Source organism: Paraburkholderia sp. RL17-383-BIF-A, assembly GCF_046028015.1.
Taxonomy (GTDB): Bacteria; Pseudomonadota; Gammaproteobacteria; order Burkholderiales; family Burkholderiaceae; genus Paraburkholderia.
In genome coordinates, this window is record NZ_JARESR010000008.1 from 121,461 (window position 1) to 144,690 (window position 23,230).

Consider the following 23,230-nt stretch of genomic DNA (forward strand, 5'->3'; position numbering starts at 1 on the left):
GCTCATACCACCGTGTAGTCGAATTCGCCCGCTTCGCTCGCCCGCACGGCGATGCGTTCGAGCGAAGCGCCGTTGGCCACGCGTTCCAACACGCGCTGCGCAACTTCGGGCAGCAACGTACCGTTCAGAATGTGGTCGACATTGCGTGCGCCTGAATCCACCTCGGTGCACCGCGCGAGCACCGCATCGACCAGCGACTCGTCCCACTCGAACACGGCCTTGTGATTCGATTCAATGCGGCGGCGAATCCGTTCGAGCTTCAGGTCGATGATTTCGGCGAGCACGTCATCGGTAATCGGATAGTACGGCACCACCTTCATGCGGCCGAGAAACGCCGGCTTGAACGCCTTGTACAGTTGCGGGCGCAACGTCTCGGCGAGTTCGCCGGCGTCGGGCAGTTCTTCCTCGCTCTTGTTCAGGCAGGCCTGCATCACGGCCTGCGAACCGACATTCGAAGTCAGAATGATCAGCGTGTTGCGGAAATCGATTTCGCGGCCTTCGGCGTCGTCCATGGTGCCCTTGTCGAACACCTGGAAGAACATTTCGAGCACGTCCGGATGCGCCTTTTCGACTTCGTCGAGCAGTACCACGGAGTACGGATTGCGGCGCACCGCCTCGGTCAATACACCGCCCTCGCCGTAACCGACATAGCCCGGCGGCGAGCCTTTCAGGCCGGACACGCTATGCGCTTCCTGATACTCGCTCATGTTGATCGTGATCATCTTGCGTTCGCCGCCGTACAGCACGTCCGCCAGCGCGAGTGCGGTTTCGGTCTTGCCGACGCCCGACGGCCCGACGAACATGAATACGCCGCGCGGCTTGTTCGGATCTTCGAGATTCGCACTCGCGGTACGCACGCGCTGCGCGATCGCTTCGAGCGCATGATCCTGGCCGATCACGCGCGCGGCCAGCAACGGTTGCAGGTTCAGCACGGTCTGGATTTCATCCTTGACCATGCGGCCGAGCGGAATACCCGTCCATGACGCGACGATCTCGGCGACCACATGAGCGTCGACCTGCAACGGCACCATTGGCTGGCCGCCTTGCAAGGAGTGCAATTCGGCCACACGCGTGGCGAGCGTTTCGCGCGCCTGCTGCACCTTGCCGGCTTGTTCGGGGTCCGCGCTGGCGACGCGCGCCGCGTCGAGGTCCGCGCGCAGCCCGACGATTTCCGTTACCAGAGCGCGCTCCCTGTCGTAGCGCGCTTCGTCTTCGGCGAGGTCCTTGAGGTCTTCCTCACGGAGGGCGCGCAATTCAGCGAGACGCTCGTGGTGCAATGCGCCGCTCGCTACTTCGCGTTCCAGTGCGGCGATTTCAGCGTCGATACGTTCGAGGCGCTTCTTCGTGTCGTCGATTGCAGCCGGCGTGGAGCTGTGCGCGAGCGCCACTTTTGCGCAAGCCGTGTCGAGCACACTGATCGCCTTGTCCGGCAGTTGCCGGCCGCTAATGTAGCGATGCGACAAACGCACCGCTTCGGTGATCGCATCGTCGAGCACGCGCACGTTGAAGTGTTTTTCCATCAACCCCGCCATGCCGCGCAACATGGCCGCGGCGAGCGCCTCGCCCGGCTCCTCGATCTTCACGACCTGGAAGCGCCGCGCGAGCGCCGCGTCTTTCTCGAAGTATTTCTTGTACTCGCTCCACGTGGTGGCCGCAATGGTGCGCAATTCACCTCGCGCCAACGCCGGCTTCAGCAGATTAGCGGCGTCGTTCTGCCCGGCCTGACCACCCGCGCCAATGATGGTGTGCGCTTCGTCGATAAACAGAATGATCGGATGCGGGCTCTTCTTCACCTCGTCGATCACGTTCTTCAGGCGGTTCTCGAACTCGCCCTTCACGCTCGCCCCGGCTTGCAGCAGTCCCATGTCGAGCACATGCAGCGCCACGCCTTTTAGCGGCGCGGGCACGTCGTCGGCGGCAATGCGCAGTGCCAGCCCCTCGACCACCGCCGTTTTGCCGACACCTGCTTCGCCCGTCATGATCGGGTTGTTCTGGCGGCGGCGCATCAATATGTCGATAGTCTGGCGAATTTCGCCTTCACGGCCGATTACCGGATCGATCTTGCCTTCGCGCGCTCGCTGCGTGAGGTTGCTGGTGTACGTATCGAGCGCGGGTGTTTTCGATGGCGCGCCCGGTGCGGCATCGCTGGCCGCGGTCGCGGCTGCGGCTGCGTCCCCTTCCGCGCCTTGCGTGCCGTTGCTGCGCTCCACTTCGCGCGAGCCGGCGGTCAGCTCATCGAATTTGTGCTTCAGATCGGTCACGCGTACGTCGCGCAGCAGCGGCGACATGCGCTCGGCGAATTGAGCGAGATCCGGCGCGCTCAGCAGCGCCAGCAGCAGATGCCCGGAACGGATGCGTCCGATCTGCGAATCGAGCGATGCAATCAGCCAAGCCTGTTCGAGCCATTCGATCAGATGCCTGGAAAACACCGGCGTGCGCGTGTTGCCGGTTTTCAACCGCTGCAATTCGCGATCCAGATCCGCACGCAACGCGTGCGCGTCGATTTTGCTTGCGCGCAGAACCAGCGCGACGTCGCTGGCCGGTTCGTCCAGCAGTGCCAGCAACAGATGCTCGAGGTCGACCTCGTAGTGACCACGCGCGAGACAATTGTTCGCCGCCAGCAACGCCGCCTGCCGGCAGGTCGGATTCAGTTTGGCGATCAGGGTGTTGAGGGACGTGCTCATGTCGTGCGATCCGGGTCCAGGTTCTGTCGTTATAGTCAGTGAATCACGTGCAATTCGTAACGGGCATCCGCGCGATCACGGTCGGCCTCTTTCGTGCACAGGAACGCGTCCCAGCCGAGGCGCGCGCCCTTGCTCAACACGCTCGGGCCGACGGCCGCACGGCGCAATACCAAAGACACCTCGTATTCGAGCGTGACGCCGGCCAGCAACGTCAGCATGCGTTCGAGCGCCACCGCGCGATCGGCGCCAGGTAGAAACGCTTCGTAGTCGGCTTTGCCGAGCGGTCCGATCACGAGCCGCGCACGCATGTCGCGCTGCCAGACGCGCTCGCCCGCCAGCGCGGTCGCGCCGAGCGTCGCGTTCACGCTGCCGAGCAGCGTCAACTGATCGTGCGGCACGTCGTACCATTTGCCGACGAACTGCTCGACGCGCACCTGCACTTTGAAGTACTCCGACAGCGTGCGTTGCAAATAAGCCGCCGACACCGGACGATGCCGCGCGGCCAACGCGTAACCGGCAATGGCTTCGTCGAACAGTGCGCCCTCGCCACTTTGCAGACTGTTGCGCGTGTCGTCGTCGGCGACGCCGGCCAGCGCGAGCAGCAACGGCAAATAACGTTCGTCGCGGTCCAGCTCGTAATGAAACGGCAGACGGTATTTTTTCCACGCCGCGTAGAACAGCGCCGTCGCGCGATTCGAAAACACGTCGAAGAACTCACGCGCGGCACGATCGCGCTTGATCTGCTCGCGCGCCACGATCTGCTCGGTGTAATGCAGCGGCAACGCGCCCTGCCCGCCGAGCAGACCGAAAAACGCCGGCGTGATATCCACTTTGTCGAGCGAGCCGTCTTCGAGCGCGGCGGTACGTTGCGTTTTCTGTTTCAGCGCCGCGCCCGCAGCGTCGTAAGACTGCGCGCCGTGAATCTCGCTCGGCGGAAACGACATCGACAGCGAATTGCGGAAAGCGATTCGCTGCGCGACGATTTCTCCGGGGCGTCCGGCATGGGAAGGCGATTGCTGTGCGAACCACTTCTCGAGAATTCGCACCGCCTGAAAGAATTCGAAGCGATGCGGCTCGTCGAGAAGCTGCTCGACTACGCTAGGATCGATTCGCCGCTGCGCGGTTTGCATCGCAGAATCTCCTCGCCGGTGCGCTTCGACACGACGACCAGTTGCACAAAGCTGTTCAGATGCACGTACAGCCCAAAAAACGTGTCGATCACCCGCACGAACGACGCGAGACTCGTGCCGACGAAATGTTCTTCGTCGATAGTCAAACGAATCTCAATGCCGCGCACGAAAGTGGCAAACGGTTTGCCAGGTAGCCATTGCACGGCTGCGCGCTGTTCAATGCCCACCAGCCCGTCGATATGCCGCGCCGAGACCGCCGTGCGCCGCAAATCGTAGAGCACGAGCATTTCCTTGAGCGCCGACAGACCGCTGTTTGCCAGCGAGACGTGATTCAACGCCAGATGCGAGATCAGCCGCCAATGCGCGGCGCGCCCGCGCTCGAAACGCACGCTCGGCGTGGGGCGCCGCAACATCGAGATGCTGCCGGTCAGCGAGCCGCCCTCGAGAAACAGATCGCCGCCCTCGAGCCCTACGGCGAGACCGGCGGGCAGATCGCGATTGGTACAGGTCAGATCGAGACTCAACGTATCGGTTTGCGGCGCGGCCGGTTCGAAGTCGATATCGACGATCGAGATTTCAGTTTCATAGCCGGGGCTTTTCTGCGCGACCCAATCGTTGCGTCTGGCGAACCAGTAGTGCCCTGCACGCGCTGCTTCGCCGTGATGCAACGAATAGAACGGCCGGAATTCGATCACCGATTCTTCATGTGCCTGCTGCCTGACGAGTTTCACCGAATTGATCGAATAGACCTCGTAGGCAAATGCACGGCGCGCTTCGGCTATTACCGGATACGAAATCGCCTGATGGCTGACGCGAATCGGCTCGCCGTGCTGCTCGAACAGATTCACCACGGGCGTGCAGAAAAGGCGGAAATGATGTGCGCCCAATGAATCCAGCAGACGCGCCACGTGTGAGTCGCTGCGCACTTCCTTGAGCACCACGTGCAGCGTGACACGCTGGCAGCGGCCGCTCGCGCGCGTCATGGCCGCGAGATCGAAGTCGGCGAAATTGAATTTCTCGGGGAACGCGAAGTACTCGGTCAGCAACCGGTACGCCGGGTGCGATTTGGCCGGATAGTCGATCAGTGCGTCTTCTTCGCCGAAACCCGCCTGCACGACCGGAGATTCGCGCACCTGTTTCCACACGCCGCGCCGGTCCGCCTCCACATACGTGGCCATGGCGTTGACGAACAGACAGTCCGCCAGCGCCGCGATAAAGGACTGTTCGCCGTGCAGGTGCGTGCGCAGCGTGCCGAGTTTAAGCGCGGACAGATCGAGTTGCGCCGCCGTCGATTCAAAGGTGATCGACACGATCGCCGTGGCATTGCCTGGTAGCACGGTTGCACTCGGCGCCATCGCCACCGAGGTGTATTTCGCCTCCGAAATACGGATTGGCGCCAGCGTCACGTCGTAGGCGGTACGGAACCGGCATTGCACGCCGCGAATGGGCCGTGACTTGAGTTCAGTGCCGCGCTCCACCCGTACGGGTTCCGTCAAATGACTCAGCGCGGCGGACGTGCCCAACTGTGCGATCGAGCACGACGGAAATGGCCGCAGGTAGTGCGGATACAGCACTTCCAGCAGCGCTTCGGTGAATTCGGGGTAATCGTCGTCGAGTTTCTTGTTGATGCGCGCGCCGAGCAGCGCGAACGATTCGATCATCCGCTCGACGTGTGGGTCCTCACAATGCTCGCCGGACATGGCCAAACGCGCCGCGATCTTCGGGTAGCGTTCGGCGAAGTCGCGCGAATAGCGCCGCAGAAATGACAATTCGCGCTCGTAATACGGCAGCAGTTCTTCCATCGATCTATCCCCGGACCTGAAACCTATCCGCCCAATCTATCGCCGCCGTTGCGCGTAACGGCGGCGGTAAAGCGGTACTAAGAAAGCCATTGCTCGACAACCCCGCCACCTGAAATGCGACGGTTGAAAATCTTGCTGCTACAGCTTCGCGCGTGCGCGCGTCACTGAGTATTGCAGCGTGGACGGTTGCAGCATCGCGTCGAAACTCACCGGTTCTTCCGCCGGATGCACGACCAGCAGCGCCTGGATGGCGAAGTTCAACGCGTTGGTCGATTGTTCGTTCAATTCGAGCGTGACCGCCACATCCTGCAAGCGAGGCTCGTGCCGTGCAATGGCCTGTTGAATCGATTTGCAGATGAACGTGCGGTCGTAATGGCTCGCGAGGCTCAGGCCCGCGAAATCGTTCAGACCGTACGTGAGCACCGAGCGCTGGCATTCCGGTAGCGCCGCCAGCTCAGGCTCGGTCAGGGCGATGCGCGTATTCAGGATCGCCTCGACGTCGCGCGCGACGGTGCTCTTCAATTCGTCCAACGACAATTGCCGCATCGCCGGAGAAGCCGGCAGATGCGGTTCGTCGTCGAACAGCTTGTCGAGAAAGCTGGGTTCGAAACGTTTCATCAGCGTCCGAAGAAGCGGGTCGATGCGAGGCGCGCACGGCGCACGGCGGCCCTCGCGAGCCGCGCGTGCCGGATGCGCACCTGCATCAGACCGCGTACGTCTTGTCGTTCTTCGTCAGGCTCCACGCGCCTTGCGCGTTGCCGCCCTGGTTGCCGCCGATCTTCTGCTGCGTGTACTTCCATTGCACGGCAGCGTATTTCAGCGAGAACTGCTCGGACGGCAGGCCTTCGCCCACCACGCTCGGCGTCACACTCGAGATGATCACGTACTTGAGCTTCACTTCCAGGTACTTGATGCGATTGCCTTCGCCGTCCGAACGCATGAAGTCGATCGTGACTTCGTCGAACGTCGTGCCGCCCGACGCATGTTGATAAATCAGCGGGCTGACCACGTCGATGTCTTTCGTGAACAGCATGTCGGCATGTTCGCAGCGCTCGGAGGTGTGACCACCTGCCGTTGAAGCCGTTGCCGAACGCGGTTGCGTGATCGAATGGCTCCACGAATCAATTTCGATCCAGCCAGCATGATCCTTATCGGCAGATTCGCCTTTGATCGCCGGATTGCCGAATTTTAAATAGATATCCTTCATAACTCATCGACTCCCCAAAGAGGTGGTTTTAGCAGCTAATCCGGGCGGCCGGCCCGGGTTCTCTGATTTGCTTATGAATTGGCCGGTTTCGGCAGGTCGGCGACGAGCCGCAAAGAAATCGACAGCTCGTCCAACTGGAAATGCGGACGCAGGAATGCAACCGAACGGTACGCACCCGGCTTGCCCGGAATCTCCGAGACCTGTATCGATGCCTCGCGCAACGGGAACTGCGCCTTCTGCTCCTGCGTCGCGTTGTCGTCGAGCAGCACGTACTGCGAGATCCAACGGTTCAGGAATACTTCGACGTTTTGCGCCGATGCAAAGCTGCCGATCTTGTCGCGCATCATCGCCTTCAGGTAGTGCGCGACACGCGACACCGAGAAGATGTACTGCAATTGCGCGGACAGGACTGCGTTCGCATTGGCGCTGTCGGTACTGTATTTCTTGGGCTTCTGCACCGATTGCGCGGCAAAGAACGCCGCATAGTCCGAGTTCTTGCAGTGCACGAGCGGAATGAAACCGAGGTCGCTCAACTCCTTCTCGCGGCGATCGGTAATCGCGATTTCGGTCGGGCATTTCAGCGCGACTTCGCCGTCGTCGGTCTTGAAGGTGTGGGTGGGCAGATCTTCCACCAGACCGCCACCTTCCACGCCGCGAATCGCCGCGCACCAGCCGAAGTCGTCGAAGGCCGCCGTGAGGCGTGCGGCGAATGCCCACGCCGCGTTACACCACAGGTATTTGCTGTGATCCGTGCCGTCCACGTCTTCGACGAAGTTGAAACCCTCCGCCGTGGCGCCGTCTTTCGGATTGAACGGCAAGCGGCCCAGAAAACGCGGCAGCGTGAGACCGACATAGCGCGAATCTTCGGCGTCGCGGAACGACTTCCACTTCGCATATTCGACCGTGTCGAACACCTTGCCGAGATCGCGCGGCCTGCCGAGGTCGGCAAAGGTTTCGAGGCCCAGCAATTCGGGCGACGCAGAAGCGATGAACGGCGCATGCGCGGCTGCCGCGACGTGCGACATCTGCTCGATGAAATACACGTCTTCCGGCTGGCGCGTCACTTCGAAGTCGCCGATGATCGTGCCGAACGGCGAGCCGCCGAAGGTGCCGAACTCTTCCTCATAGATCTTCTTGAACAGCGCGCTCTGATCGAATTCGATCGCCGTCTTGAAGTCGCGCACCAGGTCGCGCTTGGGCGCATGCAGCGCCTTGATCTTGACCGTTGCGCCGGTATTGCTTTCCTTGCACAGGTAATCCAGACCGCGCCACGTGCTTTCCATGCGCTGGAATTGCGGCGCGTGCATCACCGCGCTCAACTGCGCGGAGATCAGGCGGTCGAGTTCGGCGACGCGTGCGTCGATCGTGGCCGACAGGTTGTCGGATACCACCACCGTACCGTCGAGCACCTGATGCACGAGCTCGCCAATCAGGTCTTTCGCGCGCGCGTGTTCGGAATCGGACTTCGCCACGCGGCTCTTCTCGACGATTTCGTCGAGCAGCGTGGATTCCGTACCGCCTTGCGCGGTGGCGAGTTGGGCTGCTGCCGTTTGTTGATTCATCTCACACCCCGTGCTTTATTCGCCCTGCTTGTCGTGGTCCGGCGCGCCGCCGTGCTGGTCCGCCGCGTTGCCCTGATCTTTCGCCAGGGTTTGCAACTGCTGCGTGTTGTTGAGCACTTCGCTCAGCAGGTCTTCGAGCTTGTCGTTGCCGGCCAGCTTGTTGCGCAGATCGGCGAGCTTCGAGCGCGCTTCGAGCAGGCGCCGCAGCGGTTCGATTTGCGCGACCACTTCGTCCGGATTGAAATCGGCCATCGACTTGAAGCGCAGATCGACCGCGAATTTGCCGCCGGCTTCGCTCAGGCGGTTTTCCACCTGGAACGCGGCGCGCGGTTCGATCGCTTTCATCACGTCGTCGAAGTTATCGCGATCGATGTTGACGAACTTGCGATCGCGCAGCTTTGGCTGCTCGACTTCGGACTGCCCCGCCAGATCGGCGACCACGCCGACGACGAACGGCAGCTCCTTCACCTCGATCGCATCGCCGCGCTCGACCTCATAGGTCAATTGGACGCGGGGCGGCCGCACTTTTTGCAAGCGTTTTTGAATGCTTTCTTTCTTCGCCATCGTCGGCTCCCGGGTGCTGATGGATCAGGCTTGGATCAGCGCAGCGCGCTGAACGGATCGGACGCGCCGCCGCTTTGCGCGGCTTTGGCGGGTGCGGCAGGCGCCGCCGGCGCCGCGGGAGCAGCCGGCGTGGCGGCAGCCGGCGCGGCACTCGTGCTGGCGTCCGGCGTATCCACGGCTTTGCTCTTCGCGGTGTGACGAATGACGCGCTTCTTCTTCACCACGGGCTTGTCGCTCGGATCAGGCGGGAACAGCGTGGCTTCGCCGAGCGTGTCGCGCAATTGCTTGGCGAGCGCTTGCGCGTCCGACTTCGCATCGCCCGCGAGCGATGCGTCCTGACGCAATTCGCCGAGCGATTGCGTGGCGACGCGCAGGCCGGCCACGGCCAGCACGCTCTTGGCCTGACGATCGGTCTGGTCGCGCTGCAGCGCTTCCTGCGCGGCCACGATTGCCTGACCGTAATGGCCTTGCGTGAACTGGATCTGCGCAATACGCGACCACGGTTCTTCACGCGTCGGGTCGGATTTGGAAAGCTGCTGATAAAGCGCGATTGCACGATCCTGATCGCCGCCCTTTGCGACGGTATCGGCATCCGCGAGTTGCTTATTAAAAGCCTCCGGTGTGGTCGCGAGATTGTTGCCCTGTGTCGCGCAACCGGCCATCACGCCGCATGCCAACACAACCCCAGATAGTTTTACTAACAGACGCTCATTCATCGTTTTTCACCGACGTGCGAATTTTTTATTTCAAATGGAAAACCGGAGTTTTGCTTTGCTTCAAGTGCGCGGGTATAGTACAGGCCAATTTTCGATAATTCAACTTTCGTGTGAAGAAGGATTGCACAAAAAAAATGCATGAGGGTCATTTAAACGAAACATGCAGAAATTGTTTCCTGCTTCAATAGCAAGAAACAGAAAGCGGAAAAATTTGCCACTCTTCGCCCGCTATAGGCTGCCACGCATCGCTTCATGCACTTTGCATAAAGCGGCATTACGTGGCAAACCGTTTCTGCAAAATGACCGGCTTGATTTCGTTATTGATTGTTCTGATAGGGGACGGCGGCGAGCCGGTCGATGTATATGAATTCGCGTCTTATTCGCTATGCATCGCAAATGATTGCCAATGCCGCCGCGTGCGCGCTGCTGGGCGGCTGCGCGGCCGGTGTCACGGTGCTCGGAGCGGCTGCCAACGCGGCTTTGCAGGCAAGCGGCCTCGGCAAACCGGACCTGCCGGACGCCCAGAAGCCGCCACGCAATGTCGGCCTCACCTTATATGCGGCGCCGAATCTGAATGCGGCGAACGACAAACGTCCATTAGCGCTGGTAGTGCGGCTATATGTCCTGAAAGACCCGACCTCATTCCAGCAGGCGCCATTCGACGCCTTTACCGATCCAGCGAGGGAAAAAACTACCTTGGGCGGCGATTTGCTGGGTGTGCGCGAACTCACGCTAATCCCGGGCCAGCGCTACGTTGTTACCGAAAAAGTCTCGCGTGAAGCGCAGGCATTCGGTATCGTCGCGTTATTCCGCGATCCGGCCATGCAACGCTGGAAATTCGCCTTCGACCCGGCGAAGTCGGAGAAATCCGGCATAATGATCGGCCTGCATAACTGTGCAATGACGGTGACCAACGGCACTGTGATCCCCCCAGAACAGGGATTGCCCGCACAACCTCTGAATATGCTCTCTTCGGTGAGTTGCGGATAAAGATGCCGATAAAATACGATTTAACATTTTTCACAGATTTAACAATGCGGCGCTCGAATCGGTTATCTCCGGGTGCGCCACACGCTGAACGCATATAACAGGTTTGAGATGAGTTATTCCGCAAAAGTGCTCTGGGGGGAAGGCCTGTTTCTGAGGCCGCAGCATTTTCAGCGTCAGGACGCCTATCATGAGGCACGCCTGTTCGAATCGATCCAGGCGATCCAGCCGTACAACTGGGGCGTGCGTTCGGCGCGCTTCGACCGCGACGCGCTCGGCAGCAACGTGCTGCGCGTGAGCGAACTTTCGCTGGTATTTCCCGACGGCGCGCTCTACTCCGCGCCGCAAGCCGACGACCTGCCGCCGCCCATCGCGCTGGATACGCTGCCCGACGGCATCAACGAGTTCACGTTTTATCTCGCGCTGCATCCGTTGCGCGAAACCGGCGCGAACTATTCGCAAGACAGCAACGCGGGTTTCGTCTCGCGTTACGTCAGTGAGCAGACGCCGGTGGCCGATCATTTCACCGACGCCGCCGAAGCCGACATCACGTTTCTGAAAACCAGCGTCAAACTCATCGCGCACAGCGAGCCGCGCGACCAGTTGCTGTCGGTGCCGCTCGTACGCGTGCGTCGCACGGCCACGTCGGGTTTCGAAATCGACGACACCTTCGTGCCGCCCTGCCTCGCCATCGACGCTTCGCCGGTCCTGCATCAGCGGCTGCGCCAACTGATCGACGCACTGCAGGCCAAGGTCAATGCGTTGTACGGCTTTCACCGCGAGCCGACCAAGAACATCATCGAGTTCCGCTCCGGCGACATTGCGTCGTTCTGGCTGCTGCATACAGCAAGCGCGGCGTTCGCTTCGCTCGCGCATCTGTACCAGCATTCGGCGCTGCATCCTGAACGTCTGTTCCAGGAACTGCTGCGCCTCGCCGGCCAGTTGATGACGTTTTCGAAGGGCTATGCGCTGTCCGACTTGCCGGCTTACCGGCATGACGATCCGGGCCCCGGTTTCGCGCGTCTCGACACGATCCTGCGCGATCTGCTCGAGACCGTGATCTCCACGCGCTACTTCGCGATTTCGCTCGAAGAAGTGCGCCCGTCGTTCCATGCGGGCCGGCTCGACTCCGGCAAGATCGACGACAAAACCCTGTTCTACATCGCGGTGTCGGCGGACATGCCCACCGCCGAGCTCGTGGAAGCCGTGCCCGCGCGCTTCAAGGTCGGCGCGCCGGACGACGTCGACAAGCTCGTGCTCTCGGCCATGCCGGGCGTGCGCCTCGTCTACACGCCGCAGGTGCCGCCCGCCATTCCGGTCCGCCCGGGCGCCTGCTACTTCTCGTTCGAATCGCGTGGCGCGCTGTACGACCGCATGTTGCAGGCCCAATCGGCCATGATCTACGCGCCGTCGGGCATCAACGATCTTCAACTCGAACTGATCGCCGTCACATCATGAGCTACGCGCCCTCCCTCTTTGGCGGCAGCACGCCTGCCGCGACGCCCGCCCCGATCACCGAGCCGAGCTATCAGGTCCGCTCGCTGCTCGATCTGCTATACGACGGCTTCTTCATGCTGTTTCTGTTGAAGAACGGCCGCGAGCCCGGCGACGCGCAAGAATTCAGCCAGCGCATCCAGCAGTTTCTCGGCGACTTCGAACGCGGCGCGAAGAAGCTCAATGCGTCGGCGGAAGATGTCTACGCGTCGAAGTTTGCGTTCTGCGCGGCCATCGACGAATCGGTGTTGTCGTCCACGTTCAGAATCCGCACGGAGTGGGAGCGCCGGCCGCTGCAACTCGTGCTGTTCGGCGAGCAGCTGGCGGGCGAGAAATTTTTCCAGTATCTCGAGGAATGCCGCGCGCAAGGCACGGCACGTCTGCAATCGCTCGAGGTGTTTCACATGTGCCTGCTGCTCGGATTCCAGGGCAAATATCTGCTCGAGGGACCGGAGAAGCTCGCCTATCTGACCGCGCGCATCGGCGATGAAATCGCGCATATGAAAGGCAAACGCGCGCCGTTCGCGCCGCATTGGCCGCTGCCCGATCAGGTCGCGCACCGGCTGAAACGCGAGGTGCCGTTGTGGTCGATCGGCGCGGTGTTCGCGCTGGTTGGACTGCTGGCCTACCTCGGCCTGAACACCTATCTGCGCGACCAGACCTTGCGCTCGCTCGCGCCGTATTCGCAGGTGGTCAAGCTGGGGCCGCAATCGGCCACCTTGACGATTTCGTTGCCTTAGGCCTGCGTTTATCGCGGACATAAAAAAGCCCGCTTTCGCGGGCTTTTTCACTGCGCTGAAGAAACCGTTTATTGCGACTCTTCCGCCCACACGGCATTTTCGCGCGCCATCAGCGCAGTCGATGCCGAAGGCCCGAACGTGCCCGCCGTATAGCTACGCGGCTTCTCGCCCGACTTGCTCCAGCCCGCCAGAATCGGCTCGGCCCACGCCCACGCCGCTTCCAGTTCGTCGCGACGCATGAAGTGCGTGAGACGGCCGCGAATCACGTCGATCAGCAAGCGCTCATACGCTTCCGCGCGACGCTCGGTGAAGGCCTGCTGCAAGTCCAGATTCAGATTGACCGGCACCATATGCATGCCGCTGCCCGGCTCTTTCGCGAGCACCTGCAGCTGGATCGACTCCTCGGGCTGCAACTGGATCACGAGCCGGTTGCCGTAGTTGTGCCCGCTATTCCCATTCGGGATGATCGAGAACGGCAACTCGGAAAACTCGATGACGATCTCCGACACCTTCTTCTGCATCCGCTTGCCGGTACGCAGGAAAAACGGCACATGCGCCCAGCGCCAGTTGTTGATGTGCGCGCGCAAGGCGACGAAGGTTTCGGCACGGCTGCCTGCCGGCACGTTGTCTTCCTCGAGATAACCCTTCACCGCCTCGCCGTCCACGGCGCCGGCGGTGTACTGGCCACGCACCGTATCGCGCGCGATGTCTTCCGGCGTCATGGGCCGCAGCGAGCGCAATACCTTGAGCTTTTCGTCGCGGACCGCGTCCGGGTCGAGCGACACGGGCGGTTCCATCGCGACAATGCACAGCAATTGCAGCAAGTGGTTCTGCACCATGTCGCGCAGCGCGCCGGTTTTATCGTAGAAGCCCGCGCGGCTGCCCACGCCGACCGTCTCCGCCACCGTGATCTGCACGCTCTTGATGTACGGTGCCTGCCACAGCGGGCCAAAAATCGGATTGCCGAAGCGCAGCACCATCAGGTTCTGCACGGTTTCCTTGCCGAGGTAGTGGTCGATCCGGTAGATCTGCGCTTCGCTGAAATGCTTGCCGACCGCTATGTTGATCTCCTGCGCGGAGGCCAGATCGTGGCCCAGCGGCTTTTCGAGCACCACGCGCGAGTTGCCGTCGACGAGTCCCGCGGCCGCGAGGTTGTCGCAAATGTTCGTGAACAGATCCGGCGACGTCGCCAGATAGAACACGCGGCGCACGCCTTCGCGCGACGCTTCCTTCAGGCGCTGATAGTCCTCGACCGAGTCCACGTCCATGCGCACGTATTCGAACAGCGCCAGGAATTTGTCCCAGGCGGCGGCTTCGAACGCTTTCTTTTCGATGAAGGGCTTCGCCTTCAACTCCATGAATTCGTTGATGTACTCCTCACGCGACCACGGCTTGCGGCCGATCGTGAGAATGCGGGTGTCCGGCGGCAGATTGCAGTGCAGATGCGCCATGTAGAGCGCGGGCAGCAGCTTGCGAAACGACAGGTCGCCGGTGCCGCCGAAGATGATCATGTCGAGCGGCAGGTCGGGAGTGGCAGAAGCGTGGTGGGTCGTCATAGCGCGGTCGCAGCGTCGTGATGGATGAGGCGTCGGTCAACGGGCAGAAAAAAGCAGCAGCACAAGCAGCAGCGAAGCGCCGTGCCGGCAGGCCGGCACTTTTTTCTGGCAAACGCTTATGGTGCAACGTTTTGCGATTGTTTGCACGGCAACATGTGCCTCAGGTTGGCGCAATATGCCAACCTGAGACGGTAAGAGCCTGTTTGCAAGGCTCTTTCGGCGTTCACCGGCAAGCCGGTCGCGTTGCTATATCTCCGCTGCTCCTCACCCCCTCGCGCCATTGCACCAGCTTCTCACGCACGCTTTGTGCGGCGAGCCTTCAACTGCCTGACAGCGCCTCGCGCGCCACGCGGCACGCCGCCAGATCCCACGCCGCACAGCCGACGCTTTTGAAAACGATCGGTTTTTTTTGCGGCCGCAGCGCCGGGTTGCCGAGCACCGAGGCGATCCCGCCGACCTGAGCCCAATCCACGCCCGCCTGAATGAAGTCACCGGCCTCGTGGCGCGCTCCGGCCTCGTCGTCGACGAAAAGCGCGCTCCCGGCAATGGTGTGCGCGCCGATCTCGACCATGGCGGGCGTGAATGCGCCGACGCCGATCACGAGGCGCTCCGCGCGCGCGGGTTCGTCGTAGACGGGCTGTCTGCTCGTGGTCAGCGCGATCACGACGTCCACCGACTCGGGGATGGTCGCGCCGCCGTCTTGCGTGAGCGGCCGAAGCTCGCGCACCTTCTCGTGATGCTGCGCGCAAAATGCTTCGGCACGCGCGGGCGCACTGCCCTTCACCCATACGCGCGCTTCTGGAAACAGCTCGCCGATCGCCTCCAGATGGTTGAGCGCCTGCGTGCCGGTGCCGATCAGCAGGAATTCGCGCGGCGTGCCGGCGGCGAAGGTTTCGACGCCCAGCATCGAGATTGCCGCCGTGCGGCGGCCCGTGACGATCGGCCCGTCGAGGATGAAAAGCGTCTCGCCGGTGTCGGCGTCGAACGTCATCACTTTGCCGTGGATCGTGGGCAGGCCGCGCGGGCCGTTGCTCGGGCACACGTTGACCAGTTTGTGGATCGCGAGATCGGGCGCGGTGGCGGGCATCGACAGCATGATGCCGCCTTCGTTGAGCGGCACGACGAGCCGTTCGGGACTCGCGATGCGCTGCTGTGCATACTCGACGCTCGCGCGCTTGAGTGCGTCGACGAGCGCGGCATACGGAATCAGCCGCGCGGTCGCGGCGGCGTCGAAAATCTGCGTGGTCGGGCGAGTCATGGGCAGGTGGTTCCAGTCCTTGGCACAGGGTTGAGTTGGGATCGACTAGCTAGCGGCGCTCCCTTCGTCCGCCTGGCGCGACGGATGGATCGGCGTCGCCAGGCCGCGCGCCGCGATCGGTTGGCTCCGGTTCGGGCATCAGGCATGCGGTGGCTTCGTGAGTCGGGGACAAACGATTCTACGACGCCTCGCGCGTCGTAGGGCCGGATCGCGGCAGTGGGAGGGTCAGGTGTGAGGTGATGGGTGGATCAAGCGCCGCTCGAAGAAGGCGTAAGCGCAATCGAGGGCAAATCCCCTGGCGGGTTCCAGCGGTGCCACGGGCGGCTCACGCCCCGCCTCATTGCGAAGTATTTTTATCGTTGCCCTTCTTGCCACCCTTGAACATGGCGCGGCACGCCGGACTCAGTTCATCCACGTGCTGCTTCATGCACGCGGTGATTTTGTCTTCGTTGGGAATGTCGGCGGCGCAGAAATGCATTGCATCGCCACGACAGGCCTTGGTCTGCTCATCGCGGCTGGCAGCGTTCACCGGGTGAGCCGAGCTTAGGACGACAAGGCTGGCAGCAAGCAGGACAGAGACTCGATTCATGACAGGTCCGTTATCGCAGAAAGAGATGCAGGCTTTCCAGCAGAAAACGGGCCCGATCATTGCGCGCGCCGATCGGGCCGACCCGTGCGGGGTTGTCCCATTGCGTGTAGTACGCATGCCGGCGTGTCGCAACGTGAGTAGTTCGTCGGTCGTGAAGTGGATTGAGAGCGGTGTTTTTTACAGCATGCTGCGAGGCCGCTGCATCGTACCGTCGAAGAAACGCTGCAAACGGAAGGCCGACAGATCGAGCGAGGCCTTGCCGCCGTCGTTCAATTCCGCGAGCAGTTTGCCGACAATCGGTCCCATGGCGAATCCATGACCGCAAAAGCCGGTGGCGATCGTCAAACCGCTAACCTGCGGCGGCGCGTCGATCACGGGGATGCCGTCGGGCAGCACATCGATCAGACCGGCCCATGATTCGACCACCTGCGCGTCCTTCAGCGCAGGGAACAACGCGCGCAGTTTTTTCAACGCACGCGGCGCGTGGCTCACATTCGGCTGCGGATGCGGATCGCGCGGATGCAGCACACGGTCGTGTTCCGGCACGCCGCCCGGCAGACGCTCGCGCAGATCGCGCAGACACGCGCCGTTCAGATGGAAGCTGAACTTCTCGCGTTGCGCCCACAGCTCGGGCAAGAACCACTTGAGCGCGCGGAAATGGCCGAGCGTCATGTCGACGTCGACCTGCATGTCGTCGGCGAGATTGATTGCGCCGTTCTCGCGTTGCCGCACGCCGAGACCGTGCCCCCAGAAGGTCGACGCGGTGATGCGCGGCAACGGGTTGGTGCGCATGCAGGTGCCGCGCACGGCCTGTTGCGGCAGTTCGAGCCCGAGCGTTTTGAGCAGACGCCAACTGCTGGCGCCGGCCGCGCAGATGAAGCGCGAAGTGCGCAGCGTGCCGCGCTCGGTGACCACGCCGGCAATCGCACCGCCCGCGCGCTCGACGCCGATCACGCCGCAGCCTTCGAAAAACAGCGCGCCCGCCTCGGCCGCCCGCGCCGCGAAGGCGGCCGTGGCGCGGCGCGGTTCCGCCTGCCCATCGCTCGGGGTGTAGAGGCCGCCGAGCGCCGGGCCGTGCATGCCGGTCACGACCGTGTCGATCTGCTTGCGATCGAGCGTGCGCGTATCGAGCCCGTACTGACGCGCGACCTCCATCCATTGCTGGAAGGAGCTCCAGTCTTCCTCGCCGGTCGCCACGTACAGACAGCCGCCCTGACGCCATTCGAGATCGAAATTCAGCTCGCTTTCAAGTGTTTTCCACAGCGGGATGCTGGCCATCATGAGCGGCACTTCGGCGGCTTCACGGCCCTGCTGGCGCACGAATCCCCACGCCCGTGACGACTGCTGCCCGGCAATCCGCGATTTGTCGAGCACCACGACCGAGAGGCCGCGGCGCGCCAGATAGTAGGCGGCCGCGCAGCCCATGATGCCGGCGCCGGCGATCACCACGTCGGCATGTTTCGGAAACGGCTGGTCGGCGGGCGTGAAGTTCGCGTGCAGGGGGTAAGTCGTGGTCATCGGACGGGCAGGTTTTAAGTGTGGGCGTAATCTTCGCAGGCGAGGCGCTTGTTCGCAATGCCGCGATGCCTGAGGCTTGCGGCTCGACGCGGAAACGAGACGAAACGGCGCGAAACGACATGAAACGGCGCGACATGCGCAGTTTATTCGCCACACAGATATTCGCATTTTATGCGTCATACGCATATTCGCAAAATATGCGTCACACAAATATTTGACAGATATTCGTGTGACGCATAAAATGCGTTTATTCGTGTCGCGGATAATTTGCCATGCTCCACCTCATCGCCACGCCGGATCAAATGGCCCAGTTGCTTGCCGCCAGCCGGCGGCAAGCCGGACTCACGCAGGCCGAGGTGGCCGCGCGGATCGGCGTCAGCCAGAGCCGCATTTCGGCACTCGAAACCGACGCAGCCGCCCTCACTCTCGCCCAGTTGCTGGCCTTGTGCGGCATCTACGGTCTGCAATTGCAATTGCGCGACAAGAGTCAGGCGCTGCCTGGCCCCGCGCCTCTTGTCGAGTGGTGAGCATGGGCCGCCAAACTCACTCACGCGCGCTCTCCGTGTGGGCCAACGGCGAGCGGGTCGGCGTCTGGCGCCTGCCCGCTCGCGGCCCCATGGAGTTTGCCTATGATCCCGCGTGGGTCGCCTCGCCCGCGGGACGGCCCCTGTCCCTGTCGCTGCCATTCACGCCGGGCAATCTGGCGCACAAGGGTTCGCGCGTCCTCAACTATTTCGACAATCTGCTGCCCGACAGCGAGGCGATCCGAAAGCGCATCGCCCAACGCTACCAGACCGAGACGCTCGACGCGTTCGACCTGCTGCAAGCCATCGGCCGCGACTGTGTGGGCGCCGTCCAGTTACTCGCCGAAGACGACGCGCCACAAGGTGTCGAACGAATCGAAGGCACGCCGCTCACGGACGCCGAAATCGAAACCATGCTGGCCCGCACGGTCAGCAACCCCGCGCTCGGCGCGCCCGACGAAACGGACGATTTCCGCATCTCGCTCGCCGGCGCGCAGGAAAAAACCGCGCTGCTGTGGCACGAGGGCAAGTGGCAAAGGCCGCACGGCGCCACGCCCACCACGCACATTTTCAAGCTGCCGCTCGGCCTCGTCGGCAATAAACTCGCCGATCTCAGTACCTCGGTCGAAAACGAGTGGCTCTGTCTGCGGATTCTGCACGCCTTCGGCCTGCCCGTCGCCAACACGGAGATCGTGACGTTCGGCAAGCAACGGGTGTTGAGCGTGGAACGCTTCGACCGCCAGTTGCATTCGAGCGGGCAATGGCTGTTGCGCCTGCCGCAGGAAGACTTCTGCCAGGTGTACGGCGTGCCGTCGCATCGCAAATATGAAAACGAAGGCGGCCCGGGCGTGCTCGACCTTGCGCGGATTCTCCAGCAATCGGTCGAGGCCCGGCAGGACATCGAAACGCTGCTGGCGAGCCAGATCCTGTTCTGGATGCTGGCGGCGCCGGACGGTCACGCGAAGAATTTCAGCATTCGCCTGCTGGCGGGCGGCCACTACCGCCTGACGCCGCTCTACGACGTGATGTCGATCTGGCCGGTGGAAGGCAGCGGCCCGAACCAGTGGTCGTGGTTCAAGGCGAGGCTCGCCATGGGCATGTGGTCGCGCAGCAAACACGACGCGTTTCGCGACGTGCAGCGGCGCCACTTCAACACGATGGCGCTGAAGTGCTCGTACGGCGCGGACGCGGAACCGTTGATCCGGCGGTTGATCGAACAGACCCCCGGCGTGATCGAGCGGGTCTCGGCGGAATTGCCCGAGCGTTTTCCGGCCAGGGTCGCCGAACGGATTTTCAAAGGCCTGACAAACTCGGCGGCGAAGCTCGCCAGCATGCCCGCAGGCTAGGCGTGTCGGGCGGCTTGCCCCGTTCGGCGTATTTCTTCACCGATGCGGCACGGTTTAATCGGTAAAATACAATTCATGCTCAATGCATAAAACGATCGCCGAACCAGCCTGTTTCGACACTCATCCTGATGGGCTCGGCGACGCTCAACAAAACTACAGACTGCGATACTTTTTACGGTACATTTGCTGTCCCCCGCGTAGCCGCGTCAATGCGCATTGAATGTGCATGGCCGTGTTGCGCCTGTCGTATCGCGCTCCCCAGTACCCTTTAAGACGGCGGATTCTCACGCAGTATGGCCAACGAAACAAACTCACCCGACTCCATCGCCGTCGCCGAGCGCGTGCGCGAGTTGATGAGCCGGCACGGAATCGGCAAACGCCAGCAGACCACGGAACTGTGCCGCATCCTCGATCTGAGTTTTTCACAGGGGCACCGCAAGCTGCGCGGCAACAGCCCGTGGACTCTGTCCCAGATCAAGAAGGTCGCCGAGGTGTACGGCGAACCTGCCGCCCAGCTATTCGGCGCGCAATCTCTCGATCCGGGCATGGTCGGCGCGATCGCTCAGGAGGCCGTGTTCAGCGTCGGCGCAATCGAACTGGCCTGCACGGCCTGGATCGGCGCCGCGCTCGAGCCGGGCAGCCGCCCGGAATTCGTCGCGTATTCCAGGCTCGGTCAATGGCGCGTGGCGCGTCACGACGGCACGCTCTACCAAAGCGCGTACGAGGTTCACAAGATCGAGATCTATCCGCGTCGCGCGGAAACCGACAAGCCGACTATCGCCGTGGTCGACGACGATCAGGCAAGCGCCGACAACCTGCGTGACTATCTGGAGCGCAGTGGCTTCACGGCGGTGGCGATCTACGGACTCGCGGCTTTTGCCGAACAACTGCAAACCCAGGTGTTCGACGGTGTCGTGATCGACTGGCTGTTCGGCCCGCAAACCTCGGCGGCCGCGATTCGCGCGGTGCGCGCCTCGGAAAACCCGGACGCGCCGATTTTCGTGCTGACCGGTGAATTGCTGACCGGCAAGGCCAGCGAATCGGAGATCAGCCAGGTGATCCGCAATTACGACGTCGCGTGTTATGAAAAACCCGCGCGCATGGCGATTCTGGTGGCCGATCTGTCGAAGCGGTTGAACCGGCCTTGAGCGGACTTGAGCGGCCCTGAGCGGCCTCAACGCGAGTCACACCGTGCGCCGCGAAGCCAGGGCCCGCTGCAGCGCGCTGCGAAGCTCCTCGTAATGCACCGGCTTCAGTAGCGCTTCGAAGAACGGCCGGGAGCCGGCGTCTGCGTCATTGTCCCCGTCCGGCGCATACGCGCTCACCACGATCACCGGCACGCCGGCGGAGGGCCCGCCGCGCGCGGCAAAATCCGCGAGAAACGTGTAGCCGTCGCGCTCGGGCATATGCAGATCGAGCAGCACCACGTCGCAGCGGCGCGCGTCGAGCCAGGCGAGCGCATCGTCGGCATTGGCGACGGCGTGCGCGTCGAAACCCATGTACGCGACCATTTCGCTGAGCGACTCGCGAATCAGACGGTTGTCGTCGACGATCAGCACGGACGGACGCGCGCCGCCGGGCTCGGCGTTCGCCGTCACGTCCGGCGGCTCGGCGGCGGCGACCGACGTGACGGGAATGGTCACGGTAAAGGTCGTGCCCTCGCCCACCTTGCTCGCCACCTCGACGGTGCCGCCGAACAGTTTGACCAGTCCCTGCACGATCGTGAGCCCCATCCCCGCGCCTTCGAAGCGGCGCGTGCGCGACGCGTCCAGTTGAGTGAACTCCTGGAAGATCAGCGGAATCTGCGCATGCGGCACGCCCGGCCCCGTATCGCTGACGACGAACATCAGCAGCGCCGGCCGCTGCCGCAACTGCACGCGCACGGTGCCGGTCTCGGTATAACGGATCGCGTTGGTGACGAGGTTGTTGACGATCTGGCGAATCCGGTGCGGATCGGAATCGACCAGGCCGCTCATCCCGCTCGCCTCGCTTTCGAGCCGCAGACCGCGTGCGGCGGCCGACATCGCGTGTTCGTCGACGATCGACGCCAGCAACTCGCGCGGCTCGAAATGTTCGTGACGCAACTCCAGTTTACCGGCGCCGAGGCGCGCATAGTCGGTCAGGTCCTTCATCTGCGCTTCCAGATGCCGCGCCGCGGTATCGAGCCGCTGGATCACCTTGCGGTCCGCTTCGGAGTGATAGTTGAAGCCCAGCAACTCGATCGACGACACAATGGCGTGCAACGGCGTGCGCAGTTCGTGACTGATCATGCCGAGAAACGCGTCCTTGGCGTGACTGGCCTCGCGCGCCGCGCGGCTCGCCTGGTGCTCGGCTTCGAGCGCCGCGTGCTGCTGGCGCATCAGACGCGTGCGGCGCCGCCCATTCAACACGAGCAACAGTGTCGCCGCCGCCGAGAGCAACAGCAGCAACAGACCACCGGCGAACAGCATGCGGCGCTTGTCGATGAAATCGCGGTTCATCGCTTCGCGGTCGGCAACATCGGCGAAACGGCGGCTCAGCGCGAGATCGTTGACCTCGTTCCAGTGCTGGCGCAGTTGCGCGACGATCCGGTTGGCCTGGCTGCGATCTTTCGGCAACGCATCGATTTCGGGTTCGATGCCGCCCAGCAACAGATCGAGCGAATGAATCTCGTCCAGTTGCCTTTGCAGCAGCGAGAGCTGCGTGGTCAGCCGGCGCGTCGAGCCCGCCAGCACATGGAGTTTCGATTGCAGCAGTTGATAACGCAGCATCAATCGCTGATAGTCGTCGTCCACGCCCGACTGATAGAGCAGCAGCTGATTCTCGAAGCGCGCGTAGGTAATCTGCAACTGCGCGGCGTCCCAGTAGAAACCGTCGTAGGTGCCCGTCAACTGCTCGGTGGTGCGCGGGTTGAGCAGATTCGCGTACAACAGGTAGCCGATCGCGCCCGCCGGCGCCGCGAGCGCGGTCAGCCAGATCAGCACGTACAGGACACGGCGCCACGGGCGGCGCACTATTTGACGATGAGGGCCTTGATCTGCCATACGAATTTCGAATCGCCCGAGGCGCCCGCGAGTTCATCGGGGAACGCATCGCGCGGGTAGATAAGGAACAGCGGCCCGAAGTTGCTGATCTTAAGACGCTGGCCATTCATGCTGTACGCGACGATCACGCCGTAGCGATCGCAGTCCGACACAGGAACGGTGTAGGTGTAGTCGTCGAGCGTATGGATTTCGACCTGGCTGCCATACGCGCCGACCGTCTTCAGAATATCCGCCAGCAAGGGTCCTGTGAAGGTGGAACGCGGCGTCCAGGTGGTCGCGGTCGTGATCGCGTGGACCGGCAGCGCGAGCAGTTGAGCCTCGGTGAAGCGGTATGTCTGGTGGGACGCATCAGTCGTCTTGCCGATCTTGCCGCGCACGTCGAGCGATAAAGGTGGCGCGTCCGACTGAGCCTGCGCACCCCATGCGGCCAGCGCGAGAACGACGCCCGCGGCCCAGATTGCACGTTTGCTGCCCTTCACCCCTGCGGTCGAGCTGGTCATCTGCTTTTATATTCCGTTATCTAATTTCCT

General features: G+C 62.6%; 20 protein-coding genes. 6 read left to right on the top strand and 14 right to left on the bottom strand.

Annotation, left to right across the window (positions count from 1 at the left end; genetic code table 11):
• Positions 1-2 precede the first annotated feature (2 nt).
• From tssH to P0D71_RS12155, 8 genes are all read right to left on the bottom strand, one after another.
• The gene (gene tssH, locus P0D71_RS12120) at positions 3-2,684 is read right to left on the bottom strand and encodes a type VI secretion system ATPase TssH (RefSeq protein ID WP_408301325.1); all 2,682 of its coding nucleotides are present in this window, start codon (positions 2,682-2,684) and stop codon (positions 3-5) included.
• A 35-nt stretch (positions 2,685-2,719) separates the two neighbouring features.
• Entirely contained in the window at positions 2,720-3,814 is a 1,095-nt protein-coding gene (tssG, locus tag P0D71_RS12125; protein ID WP_408301327.1) for a type VI secretion system baseplate subunit TssG, read from the bottom strand.
• Positions 3,778-5,616 (bottom strand): type VI secretion system baseplate subunit TssF, encoded by a 1,839-nt coding sequence (gene tssF / locus P0D71_RS12130; RefSeq protein WP_408301329.1) that lies wholly within the window; start codon positions 5,614-5,616, stop codon positions 3,778-3,780. Before tssF ends, tssG begins: the two co-directional genes overlap by 37 nt.
• Positions 5,617-5,754: 138 nt before the next feature.
• A complete protein-coding gene (tssE, locus tag P0D71_RS12135; RefSeq protein ID WP_091801930.1) occupies positions 5,755-6,234 on the bottom strand; it encodes a type VI secretion system baseplate subunit TssE in 480 nt (159 codons plus the stop codon).
• An 85-nt stretch (positions 6,235-6,319) separates the two neighbouring features.
• Positions 6,320-6,823 (bottom strand): Hcp family type VI secretion system effector, encoded by a 504-nt coding sequence (locus P0D71_RS12140; RefSeq protein ID WP_091801933.1) that lies wholly within the window; start codon positions 6,821-6,823, stop codon positions 6,320-6,322.
• A 71-nt stretch (positions 6,824-6,894) separates the two neighbouring features.
• A complete protein-coding gene (tssC, locus tag P0D71_RS12145) occupies positions 6,895-8,385 on the bottom strand; it encodes a type VI secretion system contractile sheath large subunit (RefSeq protein ID WP_091801935.1) in 1,491 nt (496 codons plus the stop codon).
• A 15-nt stretch (positions 8,386-8,400) separates the two neighbouring features.
• On the bottom strand, positions 8,401-8,949 hold the full coding sequence (gene tssB / locus P0D71_RS12150) for a type VI secretion system contractile sheath small subunit (RefSeq protein ID WP_408187373.1): 549 nt from the start codon (positions 8,947-8,949) through the stop codon (positions 8,401-8,403).
• A gap of 35 nt (positions 8,950-8,984) precedes the next feature.
• Entirely contained in the window at positions 8,985-9,665 is a 681-nt protein-coding gene (locus P0D71_RS12155) for a tetratricopeptide repeat protein (protein ID WP_408187372.1), read from the bottom strand.
• Positions 9,666-10,028: 363 nt separating this feature from the next.
• Between P0D71_RS12155 and tssJ the strand changes: the two genes are divergently transcribed.
• The 3 genes from tssJ (at position 10,029) to icmH (ending at position 12,886) form a co-directional block, all read left to right on the top strand.
• Entirely contained in the window at positions 10,029-10,655 is a 627-nt protein-coding gene (gene tssJ, locus P0D71_RS12160) for a type VI secretion system lipoprotein TssJ (RefSeq protein WP_408480189.1), read from the top strand.
• A gap of 108 nt (positions 10,656-10,763) precedes the next feature.
• The gene (gene tssK, locus P0D71_RS12165; protein ID WP_091801946.1) at positions 10,764-12,110 is read left to right on the top strand and encodes a type VI secretion system baseplate subunit TssK; all 1,347 of its coding nucleotides are present in this window, start codon (positions 10,764-10,766) and stop codon (positions 12,108-12,110) included.
• Entirely contained in the window at positions 12,107-12,886 is a 780-nt protein-coding gene (icmH, locus tag P0D71_RS12170) for a type IVB secretion system protein IcmH/DotU (RefSeq protein ID WP_408480191.1), read from the top strand. Before tssK ends, icmH begins: the two co-directional genes overlap by 4 nt.
• Positions 12,887-12,954: 68 nt before the next feature.
• On the opposite strand, the gene zwf is transcribed toward icmH, so the two are convergent.
• The 4 genes from zwf to P0D71_RS12190 form a co-directional block, all read right to left on the bottom strand.
• Complete coding sequence (gene zwf, locus P0D71_RS12175) at positions 12,955-14,442, bottom strand: glucose-6-phosphate dehydrogenase (RefSeq protein WP_408301336.1); 1,488 nt, start codon at positions 14,440-14,442, stop codon at positions 12,955-12,957.
• A 319-nt stretch (positions 14,443-14,761) separates the two neighbouring features.
• A complete protein-coding gene (gene lhpI / locus P0D71_RS12180; protein ID WP_408480193.1) occupies positions 14,762-15,700 on the bottom strand; it encodes a bifunctional Delta(1)-pyrroline-2-carboxylate/Delta(1)-piperideine-2-carboxylate reductase in 939 nt (312 codons plus the stop codon).
• A gap of 337 nt (positions 15,701-16,037) precedes the next feature.
• On the bottom strand, positions 16,038-16,289 hold the full coding sequence (locus P0D71_RS12185) for a hypothetical protein (RefSeq protein ID WP_091801959.1): 252 nt from the start codon (positions 16,287-16,289) through the stop codon (positions 16,038-16,040).
• A gap of 177 nt (positions 16,290-16,466) precedes the next feature.
• Positions 16,467-17,807: an NAD(P)/FAD-dependent oxidoreductase gene (locus P0D71_RS12190; RefSeq protein WP_408480196.1), complete on the bottom strand. Its 1,341-nt coding sequence runs from the start codon at positions 17,805-17,807 to the stop codon at positions 16,467-16,469.
• A gap of 272 nt (positions 17,808-18,079) precedes the next feature.
• Between P0D71_RS12190 and P0D71_RS12195 the strand changes: the two genes are divergently transcribed.
• The 3 genes from P0D71_RS12195 (at position 18,080) to P0D71_RS12205 (ending at position 20,825) form a co-directional block, all read left to right on the top strand.
• Complete coding sequence (locus P0D71_RS12195) at positions 18,080-18,334, top strand: helix-turn-helix transcriptional regulator (protein ID WP_091801966.1); 255 nt, start codon at positions 18,080-18,082, stop codon at positions 18,332-18,334.
• A 2-nt stretch (positions 18,335-18,336) separates the two neighbouring features.
• Positions 18,337-19,677, top strand: a complete 1,341-nt coding sequence (locus tag P0D71_RS12200) for a type II toxin-antitoxin system HipA family toxin (protein ID WP_408480198.1) — start codon at positions 18,337-18,339, stop codon at positions 19,675-19,677.
• Positions 19,678-19,970: 293 nt separating this feature from the next.
• Positions 19,971-20,825, top strand: a complete 855-nt coding sequence (locus tag P0D71_RS12205) for a helix-turn-helix domain-containing protein (protein ID WP_091801972.1) — start codon at positions 19,971-19,973, stop codon at positions 20,823-20,825.
• Between the two features lie 36 nt (positions 20,826-20,861).
• Here P0D71_RS12205 and P0D71_RS12210 read toward each other — a convergent pair whose 3' ends face one another.
• Positions 20,862-22,700: an ATP-binding response regulator gene (locus tag P0D71_RS12210; protein WP_408480200.1), complete on the bottom strand. Its 1,839-nt coding sequence runs from the start codon at positions 22,698-22,700 to the stop codon at positions 20,862-20,864.
• The gene (locus P0D71_RS12215) at positions 22,670-23,200 is read right to left on the bottom strand and encodes a putative pterin-binding protein (RefSeq protein WP_408480202.1); all 531 of its coding nucleotides are present in this window, start codon (positions 23,198-23,200) and stop codon (positions 22,670-22,672) included. The genes P0D71_RS12210 and P0D71_RS12215 overlap by 31 nt, the downstream gene beginning before the upstream one ends.
• Between the last annotated feature and the right edge of the window lie 30 nt (positions 23,201-23,230).